This window comes from Micromonospora sp. NPDC049836 (assembly GCF_044465125.1).
Classification (GTDB): Bacteria; Actinomycetota; Actinomycetes; order Mycobacteriales; family Micromonosporaceae; genus Micromonospora.
In genome coordinates this window covers 423,962-439,793 of sequence record NZ_JBITLH010000006.1, presented here as the reverse complement: position 1 = coordinate 439,793, position 15,832 = coordinate 423,962, and the positions used below count along the sequence as shown (strand labels likewise).

Sequence of the window (15,832 nt, the reverse complement as noted above, 5' to 3'; positions counted from 1 at the left end):
CTGCGCTGCGTTCCTCGCGCTCACCGGGCTGACCTTTCGTTCGCGACTGCGGGACTCCGCTGCGCTGCGTTCCTCGCGCTCACGTTGAGTACGCCGAGTTCTCGTGCACGTACGCGTGCGACAGGTCGTTGGTCCAGACGGTCGCCGCCGCGGTGCCGGCGTGCAGGTCGATCCGGATGGTCACGTCCCGGCCGGCGAGGTCGACCTTGGCGCGGTCCTCGGCGGCGGCGCCGCCCCGGCAGACCCAGATGCCGTTGACCGCGACGTCCACGCCGTCCGGTTCGAAGGCGGCGGCGGTGGTGCCGACCGCGGCGAGGATCCGCCCCCAGTTCGGGTCGTTGCCGAACAGCGCGGTCTTGACCAGGTTGTTGCGGGCCACCGAGCGGCCCACCTCGACGGCGTCGTCCTCGTCGGCCGCGCCGACCACGTCGATGGCGATCTGCTTGGTGGCGCCCTCGGCGTCGGCGATCAGCTGCTGGGCCAGGTCGTGGCAGGCGGCGGTGACCACGGCGGTCAGCTCCGCCGCGGTCGGCTCGATGCCGGACGCCCCGCTGGCCAGCAGCAGCACGGTGTCGTTGGTGGACATGCAGCCGTCGGAGTCGATCCGGTCGAAGGTGACCCGGGTGGCGGCGCGCAGCGCGGCGTCGAGGAGCTCCGGCCCGGCCACCGCGTCGGTGGTGAGCACGCAGAGCATGGTGGCCAGGGCCGGGGCGAGCATGCCGGCGCCCTTGGCCATGCCGCCGACGGTCCACCCGCTGCCCTGCGCCACGGTGGTCTTCGGCCGGGTGTCGGTGGTCATGATCGCCTCGGCCGCCGGGTGGCCGCCGTCGCGGGACAGGCCGCGCACCGCGCCGCGTACGCCCGGCAGGAGTTTGTCCATCGGCAGGCGCTCGCCGATCAGGCCGGTGGAGCAGACCGCCACCTCGCCCGCGCCGACCATCAGCCGGGGGCTGCTGGCGGTGAGCACGGCGGCGGTGTGCTCGGCGGTGGCGTGGGTGTCCTGGAAGCCGGCCGGCCCGGTGCAGGCGTTGGCGCCGCCGGAGTTGAGCAGCACGGCGCGGACCACGCCGCCGCGGACCACCTGCTGGGTCCAGAGCACCGGGGCGGCCTTGACCCGGTTGGCGGTGAAGACGCCGGCTACCCCGGCGTCGGGGCCGTCGTTGACGACCAGGGCCACGTCGCCGGCGCCGCCGGACTTGAGCCCGGCGGCCACGCCGGCGGCCCGGAAGCCGCGGGGGGTGGTGACGGTCACGGTGCGGTCCTTTCGGTCGCGTCGGCGGGGCCACGCCGCGCGGTCACGGTGCGGTCCCCCAGCCGGAGAGGCCGGTGGTCTCGGGGAGGCCGGACATCAGGTTGGCGTTCTGCACGGCCTGGCCGGCCGCGCCCTTGCCCAGGTTGTCGACGGCGCTGACCACGATCACCCGGCCGGAGTCGGCGTCCACGGTGGCCTGGAGGTGGCAGGAGTTGGCGCCGGCGGTCGCGGCCGTGTGCGGCCAGACGCCGGCGGGCAGCACGTGCACGAAGGGCTCGTCGGCGTACGCGGTCGCGAGCACCGCCCGCGGGTCGGCGTCGCCGGTGGGCCGGGCGGTGACGGTGGCCAGGATGCCGCGCGGCATGGGCGCGAGGACCGGGGTGAAGGAGAGGCCGGTCGCCCCGGTGGCCTGCTTGATCTCCGGCACGTGCTGGTGCGCGCCGACCTTGTAGGGGGACAGGTCGCCCATCACCTCGCTGCCGAGCAGGTGCGGCTTGGCGGCCCGGCCGGCGCCGGAGGTGCCGGAGGCGGCGACCACCACCACGTCGGCGGGGTGGACCGCGCCAGCGGCGATCAGCGGGGCGAGGGCCAGCGTGGTGGCGACCGCGTAGCACCCGGTGTTGGCCACCCGGGTGGCGGCGGCGATCGCGGCCCGCTGGCCCGGCAGCTCGGGCAGCCCGTAGGTCCACGTGCCGGCGTGGTCGCCGCCGTAGTAGCGGGCCCAGGCGGCGGCGTCGGCGAGCCGGTGGTCGGCGCCGAGGTCGACCACCTTGACGGTGCCGGGCAGGGCCGCGGCGAGGGCCGCCGACTGGCCGTGCGGCAGGGCCAGGAAGACCAGGTCCGCGTCGGCCAGGGTGGCCGGGTCGGTCGCCCCGAACACCAGGTCCAGCCCGGTGAGCTGCGGGTGTACGGCGGCGACGGGCTGACCGGCCGAGGAGTGCGCGGTGGCGGCCACGAGGTCGAACTCGGGGTGCCCGGCGAGCAGCCGGAGCAACTCGCCGCCGGCGTACCCGCTGGCACCGGCGACCGCGACCCGGATACCCATACTCACCTCCGCATGACTATGCAGAGTAGGTTAGCAGCGGTGATCGGCCCCTGCAAGTTCATGCAGTCGACTGCATGAACTTGGCGTTCATCCCGTGGGACCACGCTCACCCGGCCGGCGGCAGGCCGGGCGGCGGGGTCATCCGCCTTGGGAACAGCCGCCAGCTGATCGCGTTCGAGACGGCGATGCCGGCCACCACCAGGGCGGCGGCCACCGCCACCAGCAGCGGCGGCAGGGCGACCGTCGCCGGGGCCAGGATCGCGAGCACCGCGATGCCGATCGGCCGGGACCAGGAGACCCGGCTGAACGCGGCGTAGTCGAGCGTCGCCCGCCCGACCAGGAACAGCGCCGGCCCGCCCAGGATGGTCACCGTCCAGGCCACCTGGTTCCCGTCGAAGGGATGCGCGATGATCAGCTTGTCCCCCACCCCGGTGACCGCCACGCCGACCACCATGACCAGGTGCGCGTACGCGCCGAGGTCACCCACGTACGCCGGGGACCGGGCCGAGGCGATGGCGGCGGGGAGCATCTCGCCGGCCCGGTAGTAGTAGATCTGCCAGAGAAGCACGGTGGTCACGAACGCCACCAGCAGCGCCGCCGTCCGCTCCCGCTCGAACCCGTACGGGCTGAACTGGATGCCCGAGGTCAGGATCGTCTCACCGAAGGCGATGATCAGTACCTGCCGGTACCGGTCGGTCAGGTGCTCCTCGGCGATCGGCTGGCCCCGCAGCCCGGCGCGGCCGAGCCCCGGCGTCGGGAAGTCGAGCAGTCCGCCGGCGTAGTCGATCAGGATCGCCACGCTCCACAGCACCATCCGGGTGTCCTGGTCGGTGAAGATGCCGACGATCCAGGGCACCGCCGAGACGCCGGCCCAGAAGAGGATCCGGACACTGACCAGGCGGGCGTAGCCGTCCCCGGCGAAGAGCACCAGCCAGAGATGTCGGAGCACCTCGACGGCGACGTACACCGTGGCGAAGACGGCGGCCCGGTCCTGGAAAGCCTCCGGCAGCGCGGCGGCCAGCAGCAGGGCGGCGAACATGGTCACCAGGACCATGACCTGGATCATCGGGCGGGTCGGATCGTACCGGTTGGCCGTCCAGGCCATCCGGTACCAGAGCCACCAGACGGCCAGGGTCAGCACGAGCGCCGAGTAGAAGCCGCGCCAGTTCAGCTCCGTGAAGAGGCGGTCGGAGAGCCGGGTGAGGGCGAAGACCAGCACCACGTCGAAGAGCAGTTCGACGAAACCCGCCCGCTGCGGGGGCTGACGGCTCCCCGGCAGCTCAGCCGCCATACCCCGCGTGACCATGTGGATTGACCCTGCTTGTCCCCGTTTGGCCCATCATCGCACCTGCCGGTGCGGCGGGTGCCGGGTCGACCCATCCGGCCGGGAGACCTCACCCGTCCCCGACCGGCCGGCCGGCCGGGTCAGCGCCGGCGCGGCGCCGCGCCAGGTGACCGGCCAGGGCCGCCAGCACCAGCGCCTCCGCGACCAGGACGGTGACCGCCCAGCCGGGGCCGAGCCAGTCGGCCAGCGTGCCGTACCAGTAGCGCACCAGCAGGGTCAGCACGGTGACCGCGAAGACCAGCGAGGTCAGGCCGTAGAGGGCGTACACGGCCCGGTCCCGGGGCCGGTAGCCGCGCACCGCGCCCGGGCCGCGGCGCAGCAGCCGGCCGTAGAACCGGTAGGTGTCGGTCCGCAGGTCGGCCAGGTTCAACGCGTGGCTGAGCATGTAGTAGCCGTCGAGCCGGAGGAAGGGCACCAGGTTCAAGGCGGCGGTCGCGGTGCCGAAGAGCAGCATCGTGCCGGCCAGGTCGTACAGGGCGCCGCCCGGCGTACCCCAGATCCGGACGGCGGCGAACGGCACCAGCGCCAGCATGCTCACGAACACCCCGGCGAACGCGGTGGCGACGCGCCGGCGCGGGGTGAACAGCACGATGTCGTCGACCTTGCAGTACGGGGCGAGCAGCGGGAAGCGCCACATCACCCCGATCTCAGTGCCGCGCCCCCCGAAGTGCCGGCAGGTCAGGCCGTGCGCGCACTCGTGCAGCAGGACGATCAGCCAGGTGATCACCACCGAGGCGAGGATCGCGGCCAGCGGCCGGTCACCCCGGCCGACCACGCCGGCCAGCTCCGGCAGGTGGGCCGCCACGTACCCGGCGACGGCCAGCACGGCCAGCAGCGCCGGCACGACGAACCACCAGCTGAACAGCGGCGCCAGCCGGGGCAGCAACCGGTCGAAGAGCCGGTCCGGGTCGGCCAGCGGCAGCCGGGCCGACAGCGGGCCGCGGCGGCTGCGCGCGGCCCCCTCGGCGGCGGCCGAGGTGAGCCGGGCCAGGGCCGCCGGGTCGGTCGCGCCGTCGAGCAGTTGCCGCTGGTGCAGCATCCCGAACAGCTGCTGCCAGTTCTCCGGGCCGAGCCGGCGGCGGAACGCCGCGGCGTACTCGGCGGCCAGGTCGTCCAGGGTCCGGCTGCCGTCCATCCGGGACAACAGGAAGTGCTCCCGCGGCCCGATCCGGTAGAACCAGCCGGTCTCCGGGTCCTTCACGTGGTGCACCAGCTTCTCGCCGCGCCACTGGCCCGGGCCGAGCACGATCCCGGCCCGCAGCCGGGGCCGGGTCCAGGTGGCGTCCACCGTCGTCATCGCGGGCCCGCCGGGGCCAGGTCGTCGCGCAACGCGGTCCGCATCACGTACGACAGGTAGATCTCGTCGAGGATGCTCACCCCGAGCCGGTTGTTGGTCATGTGCACGTACGAGCTGAGCAGGATGGGCAGCGCGGCGTCGAGATCCCGCACCGGGGTGGGTTCGGCCCCGCCGCGCTGGAACACCAGCTCACCCCGCTCGACCGAGGCGACCACCCGGTCCCGCAGCTCGCGGCAGTGCGCCGCCCAACGCCCCTCCACGCCGGTCGGCCGCACCGCCGCGGCACCCCGGGCGGTCCCCCGGATCTGCGCCAGCCGGTCGCGCAGCGCCGCGTCCATCCGCCGGTAGCTGCCGTCGAAGCTGGCGTGGTAGTCGTCGCTCGGCTCGGCGTAGGAGACCTCCCAGAACCGGCGGTACTCGTCGAGGAAGTCGGCGACCCGCCCGTCGTCGGTCAGGAAGACCGCGCACATCATCATGGTCAGCTGCGCGGAGAGGCCGAGCAGCACCGGCCGGACGTGCACGTTGGTGGTGGCCAGCAGGTCCAGCACCACGTCGCTGGAGTGCTCGAAGTGCCACTCCGCCAGCTCGATCCCGGCCGGGCCGCCGTAGCGGCCGTACTCCCGCTCGTACGGGATGTGGTGGTAGCTGTTGTTGGCCCGCATCGGCATCACCCCGTCGGGGCCGTACTCCTCGTCCCACCGCTGCTGGCCGTACTCGGCGAGGAACATCTGCTTGTACAGCTCGCCCAGTCCCTCGCTGTCCACCTCGTAGAGCGCGGGACGGCGGCGCAGGAACGCCTCGATCGCCGCGTCCACCCGGGCCCGCACCACGGCCGGGTCCACCCCGGGCGCGGGCAGCACCCGCAGCCGCACGTGCGGCCCCTCCATCCAGTACTTGATGAAGAAGTAGCGGCTGATCAGTCCCTCGGCCCGCAGCTCGTCCACCAGCGGCCGGACCCCCTCGACGAGCATCGGGTTGGCGTTGCTGGCGTAGAAGACGTGGACGCTGAGCCAGTCGTGCGCGACCGGGGAGGGGAAGTCGGTCATCGGACCACCTTTCCGGCGCGCACGCCGTTGAGCTCGACGGTCAGTTCGGTGACGTGGGTGCCGCCCGGCCCGCGGAGCACCTGCTCGTCGCGGTCCGGCAGCATCTCGGTGAGCACCAGGCGGCTGCCCGCGCCGCGCCCGGTGGCCTCCAGCAGTTGCAGGCAGAAGTGGCTGTCGAAGTCGACGTAGAGCGGCTTGTGCTCCGGCCGACCGGCCGGCTGCGCGGCGCCGTCGTCGGCCGCCGGGGTGAGCCGGCTCCCCTCCGGGGTGGCGAAGACCCGCCGGGGCAGGCCATTGTCGCGGCGCCACCGCTGCCAGCCCAGGAACCACTCGGCGTCATCGCGGTCCGGGGTACGCGGCGGCGGCAGGTGGTCCGGGTGCAGCTTCCACATCCGCCGCTGCAGCACCAGGTCGCCGTGCACGATGCGCGGATACCCGGCGATCCCGTGCCCGGGCAGCGGCACCGTGGTCCCCGCCCACAGGTCCGGCTGCGCCATGCCCAGGTAGGCGAAGGTGAGCAGCACCTGCTGCACCTCGGGCAGCGCCATCGGCAGCAGGAACCCCAGGTAGACCGGGATCACCTCGGCGTCGAGCCGGCGTGAGCGCAGCAGCAGCCGGTCGGCCACCGGGTCGTGCTCGACGCTGAGGTCGTCCATGTGGATCTGCTCGGCCGCCGGCCGGAAACTGATCTCGCCCGGGCAGACCAGCTCGTACGGGGTGACCGCCGGGTGCAGGTTCAGGTTGGTGGCGTCGTACCCGCCCTTCAGCTCGGCGAGCACCGCGCCCGGCGGCGCGAGCCGGGCCAGCTCGGCGCGGAGCGCCCCGGCCAGGTCCTGATCGGCGAAGAGGTGCGCGAACCGGGAGAAGAGCAGGGTCATCCCGGAGTAGATCCGGTTGACCACCACCCGGTGCCGGTCGCCCTGGTCGGCGATCTGGAGGAAGAACGACCGCGGGTCGAGCGTGCCCAGGGTGTCCGGCACCAGGGCGGCCACCGCGGTCATGAAGTCGCCGTCCAGGCGCAGCTCCTCGGCGCCGGCCGGCAGCCGGTCGTACGCCTCGTTCATCCGCCGGGCGACCTCGATCCGGGCGTCGTCCAGCGCGGTGATCTCCGGCTGCCGGAACCAGTTCTCCTGCCGCACGTAGCGGTTGTCGGCGTCGAACGCCCGGCGGCGCATCATCCGCCCGCTGTAGTGCTCGAAGAAGTCCTGCTGGAACTCGTGGGCGAAGGTGAGCAGGTCGTCGCAGCGGCCGCCGGCGCCGTGGCGGGCCACGAAGAAGCCCTTGGTGGCCAGCCGGCGCGGCAGGTTGATGTCGAACACCGGCATGATCCGGGCCAGCGCCCGCAGGCCGGGCAGCACCTCCCGCTCCCAGCGGTCCCGGTCGGCGGTGACCGGCGCCCGGGTCACCAGGGTGGCGTCCTCGTAGAGCAGGGTGCGCGGCGCCGGCACGTCGGGGCGGCCCAGCTCGGTGTGGGCCGCGACCAGCTCCCGGCGGATGTCGGCGAGCGCGCCGCGCCGCCCGGGCAGGTCGCGCTCCGGATAGCCGGTGGCGAGCCGGTTGGCGGTGTCCACCCGGTCGGCTAGCCCGTCGGCCCAGTCGCGGCCGATCTCCCGCAGCGCCCGCCGGTAACCGTCGACCGGGTCGTCGGCGTGGATGTCCAGGTGCAGGTTGGGCACCACGAGCAGGCCCACCCGCAGCAGGTGGTGCAGGTACTGCTCGATCTCGGCGGCCGGTCGCCCGTCGGTGGCCAGCTCGGCGACCAGGTCCGCCATCCGGCGCACCCGGCCGCCGGCGAGCGCGGCCAGGATGTCGTGCAGGACCCGGCCGGTGGGCAGCACGAACAGCGACTCGTGGATCGACTCCAGGGTGATCGCGGCCTCGCCGTCCTCCGAGCTGGTCCGGCGCCGGCGCAGGTAGCGCAGCCGGCCGCGCTCGATGCGCCAGCCGGTGGTGACGGTGACCGGCAGGTCCGCGCGGAGCGTCTCGTCGGCGAGCACCACCGCCGACAGCCGGCCCAGCGCGGCCAGGTTGAGCCGGGCCGCCCCACGCTTCGCGTCGCCGGTGCGGCCGGTGGCCGGCGCCACGTGCAGCAGCGGGCCGGCGTGCGGGGCGAAGGTGCCCACGTTGACCGTGGTGAGCCGGCTGAACGGGCTGGTCTTGCAGGCGGTGCGCAGCGCGTACTCCAGCAGCGACCGCTCCACCCGCCGGGCCCGCTTGCCGAGCCGGCCGGGCGTGGCCAGGTAGGTGGACAGGTACTGGTCCAGCGACGGCGAGGCGAGCAGGATGCCGCCGCGCAGGTCCGGGTCGTCGGCCAGCTCGCGCAGCACCTCCCGGCGCTCGGCCAGTTCCGCGGCCAGCACCGCCGCCCCGCCGGCCAGCTCCCGGCGGTACGCCGCGAAGGTGTCCAGCCAGTCCACCAGCAGCCGGTGGGTGTCCGCGCCGAGCGCACCGGCGGGCCAGGCCGCCGGGTCGGCGGGGTCGGGCCGGCGCAGGTTCCACACGTCCCGGCGCAGCCGGATCAGCCGCCGCCGCAGCCGGTCGTCGTCGAGGTTGCGGGCCACCGCCTCCTGCAACGCGTCGGCCAGCGGCGGCCCGGCCGCCCGCAGCCGGTCCTCCAGGTCGAGGGTCCGGCGCGCCCACCCGGCGCTGCGGTCGAAGGCGAGCCGGTCGGCGACCTCCAACGGCAGGCCGGCGGTACGCAGCATGAACACCTCCGGCATCCGCCAGGACACCTCGGTGACCGCTGGCGCGGGCAGGGACACCGTCACGGGTTGCTCCTTCGTCGATGCGTGCAGGGGAGTCGTCGGTGCGTGCAGGCGATGCCTGCCGGGGTCAGAGCCGGTAGACGACGTCGGCGACGTCCTCGGGGTGGTGGCCGAGCAGGAGGAACAGCACGGTCCGCTCGTCGCCGCCGGTCAGGCCGAGGGCGTCGTCCATGGCGACGTTGTCGAAGCCGAGCACCGCGCCGCAGCCGACCCGCTGGGCGGTGGCCGCGCAGTACGTCCGCTGGGCGACGGCGCCGATCTCGGCGTTGAGCAGGCGGTAACCGCGCGGGCCGACGGCGTCGAGCACCGCGTCCAGCCGGCCGGAGATGGCCAGCACGGCGCCGACCTGGCCCATCGTGTAGTTGGTGAGGAAGTACTGCTGTTGCAGGAAGGCGGACATGCCGCCGGCCGGCTCGCCGGCGGCGGGCAGCAGGGCGTGCCGGCGCGGGCAGTAGCCGTACGTGCCGGTGGGCAGGCCGTCGACGTGGTTGGCGAAGACCCAGAGCCGGGTCAGCGGCGGCGCGTCGGCGGGCAGCCCGGCGTCGGCCGGGTGGTGCCGGCCGGCGGCGGCGAAGGCCAGCGTGGTGCCCAGCTCGGCGGCGGTCAGCTCGGGTGGCCGGCGGAACCGGCCGAAGCTGCTGGACCGGGTGGCCAGCACCGTCGACAGGGGGCGCGCCAGCCGGTCCAGCAGCGGCGCGGGCAGCGCCACCGGCTCGCCGGGCAGGTCGCCGGGCGCGGCGGCGGCCAGCGCGTCCGGGTCGGGTACGGCGGGGGCCGCCGCCGCCCGGTGCACCGCGGTCACCGCGGGGAACTCGCGCAGCCGGCGGGACCGTTCGAAGGCCCGGTACCGGACCCGGGTCTCCGGCGGCGCGGTCTCCCCGGCCGGCACGGTCGCCCCCACCGGCGCGGTCGCCCCGCCCGGCGCGGCCGCCCCCACCGGCGCCGTCGCCCCGGCTGGCTCGGCGTCGGCCCAGCTCAGCGGCACGACGGCGAAGGCGCTCTCCCGCTCGCCGTCGAAACCGAGCAGCCGGTCCACCGGCACCGGGTCGAAGCCGAGCAGCCGGGGCAGCGGCACGCCGAGGCCCTGGGCGAGCAGGTCCCAGGAGCCGAGCAGGGCGCCCAGGTCCTGGGTGACCACGTGGTAGCAGAAGCTGTTGTACTTGAACGAGTTCTTCCAGAACCGGATGCTCGCCACCAGGAAGCTGTCCGCCGCGCCCGCCGCGTCGCCGACCGCGGCCCGGACGGTCCCGGCGACGTCGCCCAGCAGCAGGCGTTCCAGCACGTGCTGGCCGGTGTGGTAGTGGTAGACGCCCGGCAGCAGCGGCGCGGAGGCGCCGGCGACCAGGAAGATCTCGACCGGGTACATGCCGCCGCCGGAGGCGGTGCCGCGACCCCAGACGGCGTGCTCGAAGTGGGTCCGTTTCGCCAGGTCCTGGTTCCAGTTCACGGTCAGCCGCCGGTCGAGCACCCCGTAGGAGAGCCGTAGCAGCGTCGCCAGGGCGGGCAGCGTCCAGCCGCCGGCCGGCGGCCGGTCCGCGCCGGTGAACAGGTCGCGCAGCGTGGGCAGCGTCGGCCCGTCCGCCGGCAGCGGCAGCCGCGGGGCGTCCGGGTAGCTGAGGTGCCGGGAGGGCTGGTCGGCCCAGTCGACCTCGTAGTTGAGCGGTTCCATCGGGGTCCGCGCCCGGCGGAACACCGCCTCCGCGTACTCCCGGACGACCGTACGGGCCTCCTGCTGCATGCGTCGCTCCTACGGGAAGGGGTGCGGGTGGGGGTTGCGGCCGGTGGCCCCGAGCCGGTCGGGGCCGCGGGTGCCCCGGGCCAGGTGCCGCGCCAGCCGGTCGCTCCAGAGCACCCGCTGGCGCTGCCAGCCGAAGTCGATGGGGACCAGGGCGGGCGCCACCACGGCCATGGTGTGCACGCCGGCCACCTCCTGCTCCGGACAGGTCTGGTCGACCGCGACCACGTCCCCGCCCAGGCCGGCGATCAGACCGCACAGGTATTCCATGTCGGCGCGCAGGTCGTGGTGGGTCGGCCGGCTCGCCAGCCAGTCGCCGTACAGGTCGGTCATCGACCGCAGCGGCGGGTCGTCGAAGAGGAACGCGGCGTGGCGGGTCATCTCCGGCAGGCCGTAGAGCAGGGCGTGGTGGCTCAGCTCGGTGACCTTGGTGTAGTCCCGGATCATCTCGCGCAGCTCCGGCTCGCTGGCGGCGACCCGCTCGTCGAAGCCGGGCACGTAGGACGCGGTCTCGCAGACCGCGGCGCGGACCGCGTCGTCGGGGTCGAGGCTGGCGCCGGCGGCGAAGCAGAGCTGGCCGAGTCCGTCGCCGCGCTTGACCGCCACCGCGGTGACCACCGGCACCGGCAGGTCGGCCCGGGTGTCGAAGAGCCGGATGTCGTACCCGAGCAGGTCGACCCGGTCGAGCATGAAGTGCACCCGCTCGTCGCGGCAGGTGGCCGGATCGATCTCGGCGAGCCGGGCCGAGCCGTACCAGGCGAGCAGGAAGGCGTCCCGCTCGACCAGTTCGAGCATGCCGTGCAGCAGCGCCTCCTCCGGGCAGCTGCCGCTGGCGCAGCCGTTGGAGCACTCCTGGACGAACTTGCGGTGGTCGGTGCGCCGGTCCAGGTAGTAGACGAGCTGCTCGGGCACCAGCCGGGGAGCCCGGTCGCGCAGCGACCAGCCCCAGACCCAGGGCATCGGCGCGTCCGGCGCGTACGGCTGGTAGTAGAGCCCGTGGCCCTGGTAGAAGGCCGGGTGGTAGCCGAGGCCGGCCGGGTCCAGCGCGTCCGGGGCGAGGTTGGCGTAGCTGTCGAAGACGGTGGTCCGGCGCGCCCGGGGGAACTGCCCGGCGTACCGCTCCAACCCCTCCAGCAGCGCGTACGTCTCGCTGCCGCCGTAGCTGTTGGCGTGCCCGCTCCACCACATCTCGTGCAGGTCGTAGCGGCTGCGGATGCGGAAGTAGCCGGTCACCGGTGCGGTCGCCGTGGCGTTGTACGCGCGCAGCGCGCCGCCGCCCAGCGCCCCGGCGACCGGGTTGGCCAGCGCGGCGACCGGCAGGTCCAGCTCCCCGGCCGAGCGCAGCCGGTACGCGTCGGGCTCGGGCTTGGGCCGGCTGGTGAGCGGGATGACGGCCGCCGCCGCGCTGTCCGGGCGGGGGCGCGCGCAGGCCGGGCACTCGGAGTCGGCCAGCACCTCGACGACGGTGGTCTCCAGGGTGTCCATGCGCAGCTGCCGTAGCCGGCCGACGCCGGGCCGGGCCGGCTGGGGCCGGCTGGCGTCCAGCAGGAGCTGCCACAGCGCGTCGATCGCGAACGGCGTCAGGTGCGGCAGGGCGGCCACCGTGCCGACCCGAGCCTGGTGTTCCAGGGCGTGCCGCTCCTCGCGGACCCGGATGGCCTGCCAGCGGCGCTGGGTGCAGAGCGGGCACGGCCCAGGCCGGCCGCCGGCGGTGGCGGCCTCGGAGCCGGTGCCGGTGCCGATGGCGGCCTCGGAGCCGGTGCCGGTCGCGGCCCCGGAGCCGGTGGCGGCCCCGGAGCCGGTGGCGGCCCCGGAGCCGGTGGCGGTGTCCGTCCACCGCGGCCCGACCAGCGCGGTCGCGCCGTGCAACCAGATCGGCACCACGGTGCCGGTCAGGCCCTCCCCGCCGTCGGCGTACGCGTCGGTGAGGCCGAGGGCGGCGATCCGGACCGTGATCCCGTGCAGCGGCCCGTCCGGGTCGGCCGGCTGCCGGGTCCGGTCCTGGAATCGCTCGTGGAACGCCTCGCCGAGCTGTTTGAGGCTGCTGTCCCACCCCGTGGAGGTGGTCCGGACATCGACGATCATGCGGTTCACCTGTCTGCGCTCGCGGACTGGGCGGGTTGCTGGGCTACCGGTGCCCCGCCGACGTGGCTCGCCGGCGGGGACGGTAAGGCGGTGGGTTGGCTCACCCGCCGCCGCATCCGGTGCTGGTGCTGCTGCTGCAGCAGCTCGAAGTGCTGCAGCTGCAGCAGCTGGAGCAGGAGCAGCTGGAGCTGGACCAGTCCATGACCATCGCGTCGATCGCGTCGACGTCCTCGATCTCGAACGTCTCCGTCTCCAGCGCGCGCAGTTCCTCAGTCAGTTCCGGCATTTCCTTCCACCTCCCCTCTGGTCGGTTAGGGGCCGCGGCGCCGGCCGGCCGTCCGGAGCGACCGACGGCGCCGGGCTCAGCTGGTGCTGCTGCAACTCGACGAGGTGCAGCTGCAACAACTGGACGTGCTGCAGCTGGAACAGCTCGAGGTGCTCGTGCTGCTGCTGCAGATGTCCATGAGGTCGGCGGACAGATCAGCGATGTCCTCGACCTCGAACGTCTCGGTCTGCAGGTCGCGCAGCTCGCTGCGGACCGAGTCGGACAGCACGCCGGATGTCGGGGGTTGTGTGGGCACAGGCCTCTCCTTGAGCCGCGTTTCGAGCCGGTCGTCGGTGGTCCGCGCGCACCACCACGGTGGTTGCGGAGGCACGCAGGGGCTACTCGCCGGTGTCGGCCGGCGGCGGATGGTGCGGTGTTCGTGCGCGTCCCACCGGGGACCGGAAATCGTCAGCGTCGGGGGCAACCCCGTCCACCCGGTCAGCCGCAGCTGGAGGTGCTGGTGCTGGTGCTGCAGCAGCTCGAGGTGCTGCAGCTGCAGCAGCTGGAGCAGGAGCAGCTGGAGCTGGTGGCGGCGAGCGCCTCGCCGCCGTCCTCGACCTCCTCGATTTCGAAGGTCTCGGTCTCCAGCTCGCGGAGCTCGTCGTTCAGGGTGATCGGCATGTTTCCACCTCCTCTCGTGGTGCGTGCCTCGCCGAAACCACTGACGTGGTGGCTCAGTCGGCCGCCGGGGCGGGCCGGCGCAGCAGGACGACCCCGCTGCGGAAGGCCCCGGTGGCCCGGACGTCCCGGGTGGTCGTCTCGACCAGCAGCGCGCTCATCCCCCGCCGCGCCAGCGCGGCCAGCACGGCCGGCCGGTCGGTGGCCGCACCGGCCGGGACGGCGGGGCCGGCGCTCGCGGCGAGCGCCGCCGGGTCGAGGTCGCGCAGCACCGGGTCGCCGAGGTCGGCGACGGTGCCCTCGAAGTGCCGCACCTGGGCCCGGCCGACCACGTCGCGGACCGCCGCGAGCCGGGTGGCGACCGGGTCGTACCCGCCGGCCAGCGCCCAGTCCGGGTCGTCGCCACCGGGCGCGGCGGCCACCGCGAGCACCGCGTGGGCGGGCTCGACGCCGGTCAGGGCGTACACCGACAGCCGGCGGCCGAACCGGTGGGCGGCCTTGACCACGAAGGCGGTGTCGTCGTCGGTGACCAGGTCCTCCTCGCCGACCGGCCGCGCCTCGGCCCGGCCGCGCAGGACGGCGAGCAGCGCGTGGTAGGCCAGCGCGTCGGCCAGTGCCCGGTCGATCATCTCGTCCGGGGAGCCCGCGGCGGCGGCGCCCGCCACGGTCGGCTCGGCCCACCCGTCGGCGTTGTACGCGGAGGTCGGCAGGGCCACGGCCGCCGGCACCAGGACCCGATCCGCCCCGCCCAGCACGGTCGCCGGCAGCCAGCGGACGCGCCGGGTGTCGGCGTCGGGCGGGGCGGCGGTCGGCACGAGGTCCCGCCAGGGCACCGGGTGCTCACCCCGCTCGCGCAGCTCGGCCACCGAGGCGGTCACCGCCGCGGCCGGGTCGGCGTGGCGGGCGGCGTGGTCGCGGACCGCCGCGCGGTAGGCGGCGAGCCGGGCACCCATCACGGTGTGCACGTCGAAGGCGGTCACCTCGCGGGGGCCGCGCCGGCCGGGCAGCCGGAGCCGGGCGGTCTTCAGCGGCGCCTGCTCCAGCGGGTCGTCGACGAACCGGGTGAACACCCCGGCGTTCGGGGTCACCAGGGCCTCGGCCCGCTGGTAGGTCTCGTCGTCCGAGCCCGGTGGCGGCGCCGGCTCGGTCACCGCCACCTCCCGGCAGACCGGGCACGCCGGGTGCGGCAGCACCCGCTCCCGGGTGGACTCCAGGGTGGCCGGGTCCAGCAGCAGCACCCCGCCGGCGGTGTCCGGCGCGACGGCGCCGGTGAGCGCCCGGAACAGCTCGAAGGCGGCGGCGTTGCCGAGCATCCGGGCGGTCACCTCGGGCAGCGCCGCCGGCGGCCCGCCGAGGGCGAGGTGGCGCCAAAACTCCGCGGCCACGGCCGGGTCCGCGGCGGCCGCCAGCCGCAGCTGCGCGCAGTGCCAGCAGGGGGTACGCCCGGCCGCGACGGTCGGCCCGACCACCGCCCGGTCACCGTCCCAGGTCACCGGCACGAGCAGCGGCCCGTCCCGGTGTGCGGTGCGGGCCAGCTCGGCCAGCCGGGCCAGGCCGTCCGGGCCGGCACAGCAGAGCACCGCGTCCACGGTGGACAGCGCGGGCGTGCCGCCGGGGAAGCGGACCTGCGCGGGCAGCCCGTCGGCGTCCAGTTCCGCCAGCTCGGGGCGCAGCGCCTCGGCGTAGCCGGCCGGGTCGTCGTCGGGGTACAGGTCGAGGCGGACGCAGCCGTTGCGCAGCAGCCCGCTCGCGGCGGCGAGCAGCGCCGCTCCCCTGCCGCAGAGCGCCACCCGGGCGGCGTGGAAGCGGGCGAACCGCCCGGTGGGGTCGTCCGCGACGTGGTCGATGAACTCGATCTGGGCGGCGAAGCGGCGGGCCAGCGGCTCGGGCAGCGGGCTGCGCTCGCCGGCGTCCTTGGCGAAGCCGCGGGCCAGCAGGGCCTGGACCAGGGTGAGCACGGTCTGCCGCTGACCGGGGTCGAGGGCCGCGGTGAGCTGCGCCAGGGTGTGCTCCCCGGTCAGGTAGGGACTCAGCGACGTCAACCAGCGGAACGCGGATCTGCCCTTGATCAGGAACGCGTTGTCCGGCCCGCGCAGGTACGCCCCGGCCGGCGCGTCCAGAAAGACCACGTCGTGCCGCAGCTTGGGGCGCATTTCCAGGTTTGTCGCACCGTCCGGTGGCTGGCTCATCCGACCCCCCATGACAACGACTTCGACCGTCTCGAAAGCGTCTTCATGCTGCCCAAGGTCATGTCATTCGTCAACAGATTGTTTCGAGCCGATCGGCCGCGTATGCAAATTGACGTGCATTGAGCTGCGG

12 protein-coding genes are annotated in these 15,832 nt (G+C 74.6%); all 12 read right to left on the bottom strand.

Going from position 1 to position 15,832, the window contains the following annotated elements; translation table 11 throughout:
• Window positions 1–79: 79 nt before the first annotated feature.
• The 12 genes from argJ to ACIBPB_RS19350 all read right to left on the bottom strand — a co-directional run bounded on the left by argJ (window position 80) and on the right by ACIBPB_RS19350 (window position 15,702).
• Window positions 80–1,252 carry a bifunctional glutamate N-acetyltransferase/amino-acid acetyltransferase ArgJ gene (argJ, locus tag ACIBPB_RS19405; RefSeq protein ID WP_396840937.1) on the bottom strand — a complete coding sequence of 391 codons (1,173 nt, stop codon included), beginning with the start codon at window positions 1,250–1,252 and terminating at the stop codon, window positions 80–82.
• A gap of 43 nt (window positions 1,253–1,295) precedes the next feature.
• The gene (argC, locus tag ACIBPB_RS19400) at window positions 1,296–2,297 is read right to left on the bottom strand and encodes an N-acetyl-gamma-glutamyl-phosphate reductase (RefSeq protein ID WP_396840936.1); all 1,002 of its coding nucleotides are present in this window, start codon (window positions 2,295–2,297) and stop codon (window positions 1,296–1,298) included.
• 106 nt (window positions 2,298–2,403) lie between these two features.
• Complete coding sequence (locus ACIBPB_RS19395) at window positions 2,404–3,603, bottom strand: low temperature requirement protein A (RefSeq protein ID WP_396840935.1); 1,200 nt, start codon at window positions 3,601–3,603, stop codon at window positions 2,404–2,406.
• Between the two features lie 88 nt (window positions 3,604–3,691).
• Entirely contained in the window at window positions 3,692–4,939 is a 1,248-nt protein-coding gene (locus ACIBPB_RS19390; RefSeq protein WP_396840934.1) for a hypothetical protein, read from the bottom strand.
• A complete protein-coding gene (locus ACIBPB_RS19385) occupies window positions 4,936–5,985 on the bottom strand; it encodes a thiopeptide-type bacteriocin biosynthesis protein (RefSeq protein ID WP_396840933.1) in 1,050 nt (349 codons plus the stop codon). The genes ACIBPB_RS19390 and ACIBPB_RS19385 overlap by 4 nt, the downstream gene beginning before the upstream one ends.
• Window positions 5,982–8,753, bottom strand: coding sequence for a lantibiotic dehydratase (locus ACIBPB_RS19380; protein WP_396840932.1), 2,772 nt, complete (start codon window positions 8,751–8,753; stop codon window positions 5,982–5,984). Before ACIBPB_RS19380 ends, ACIBPB_RS19385 begins: the two co-directional genes overlap by 4 nt.
• A gap of 64 nt (window positions 8,754–8,817) precedes the next feature.
• The gene (locus ACIBPB_RS19375) at window positions 8,818–10,488 is read right to left on the bottom strand and encodes a SagB family peptide dehydrogenase (RefSeq protein WP_396840931.1); all 1,671 of its coding nucleotides are present in this window, start codon (window positions 10,486–10,488) and stop codon (window positions 8,818–8,820) included.
• A gap of 9 nt (window positions 10,489–10,497) precedes the next feature.
• On the bottom strand, window positions 10,498–12,570 hold the full coding sequence (locus tag ACIBPB_RS19370) for a TOMM precursor leader peptide-binding protein (protein ID WP_396840930.1): 2,073 nt from the start codon (window positions 12,568–12,570) through the stop codon (window positions 10,498–10,500).
• Window positions 12,571–12,670: 100 nt separating this feature from the next.
• A complete protein-coding gene (locus ACIBPB_RS19365; RefSeq protein WP_046564718.1) occupies window positions 12,671–12,856 on the bottom strand; it encodes a thiazolylpeptide-type bacteriocin in 186 nt (61 codons plus the stop codon).
• A 76-nt stretch (window positions 12,857–12,932) separates the two neighbouring features.
• Window positions 12,933–13,151 (bottom strand): thiazolylpeptide-type bacteriocin, encoded by a 219-nt coding sequence (locus tag ACIBPB_RS19360; RefSeq protein ID WP_231605700.1) that lies wholly within the window; start codon window positions 13,149–13,151, stop codon window positions 12,933–12,935.
• A 182-nt stretch (window positions 13,152–13,333) separates the two neighbouring features.
• On the bottom strand, window positions 13,334–13,516 hold the full coding sequence (locus ACIBPB_RS19355) for a hypothetical protein (RefSeq protein ID WP_046564715.1): 183 nt from the start codon (window positions 13,514–13,516) through the stop codon (window positions 13,334–13,336).
• A gap of 53 nt (window positions 13,517–13,569) precedes the next feature.
• Entirely contained in the window at window positions 13,570–15,702 is a 2,133-nt protein-coding gene (locus ACIBPB_RS19350) for a TOMM precursor leader peptide-binding protein (protein ID WP_396840929.1), read from the bottom strand.
• Window positions 15,703–15,832 lie beyond the last annotated feature (130 nt).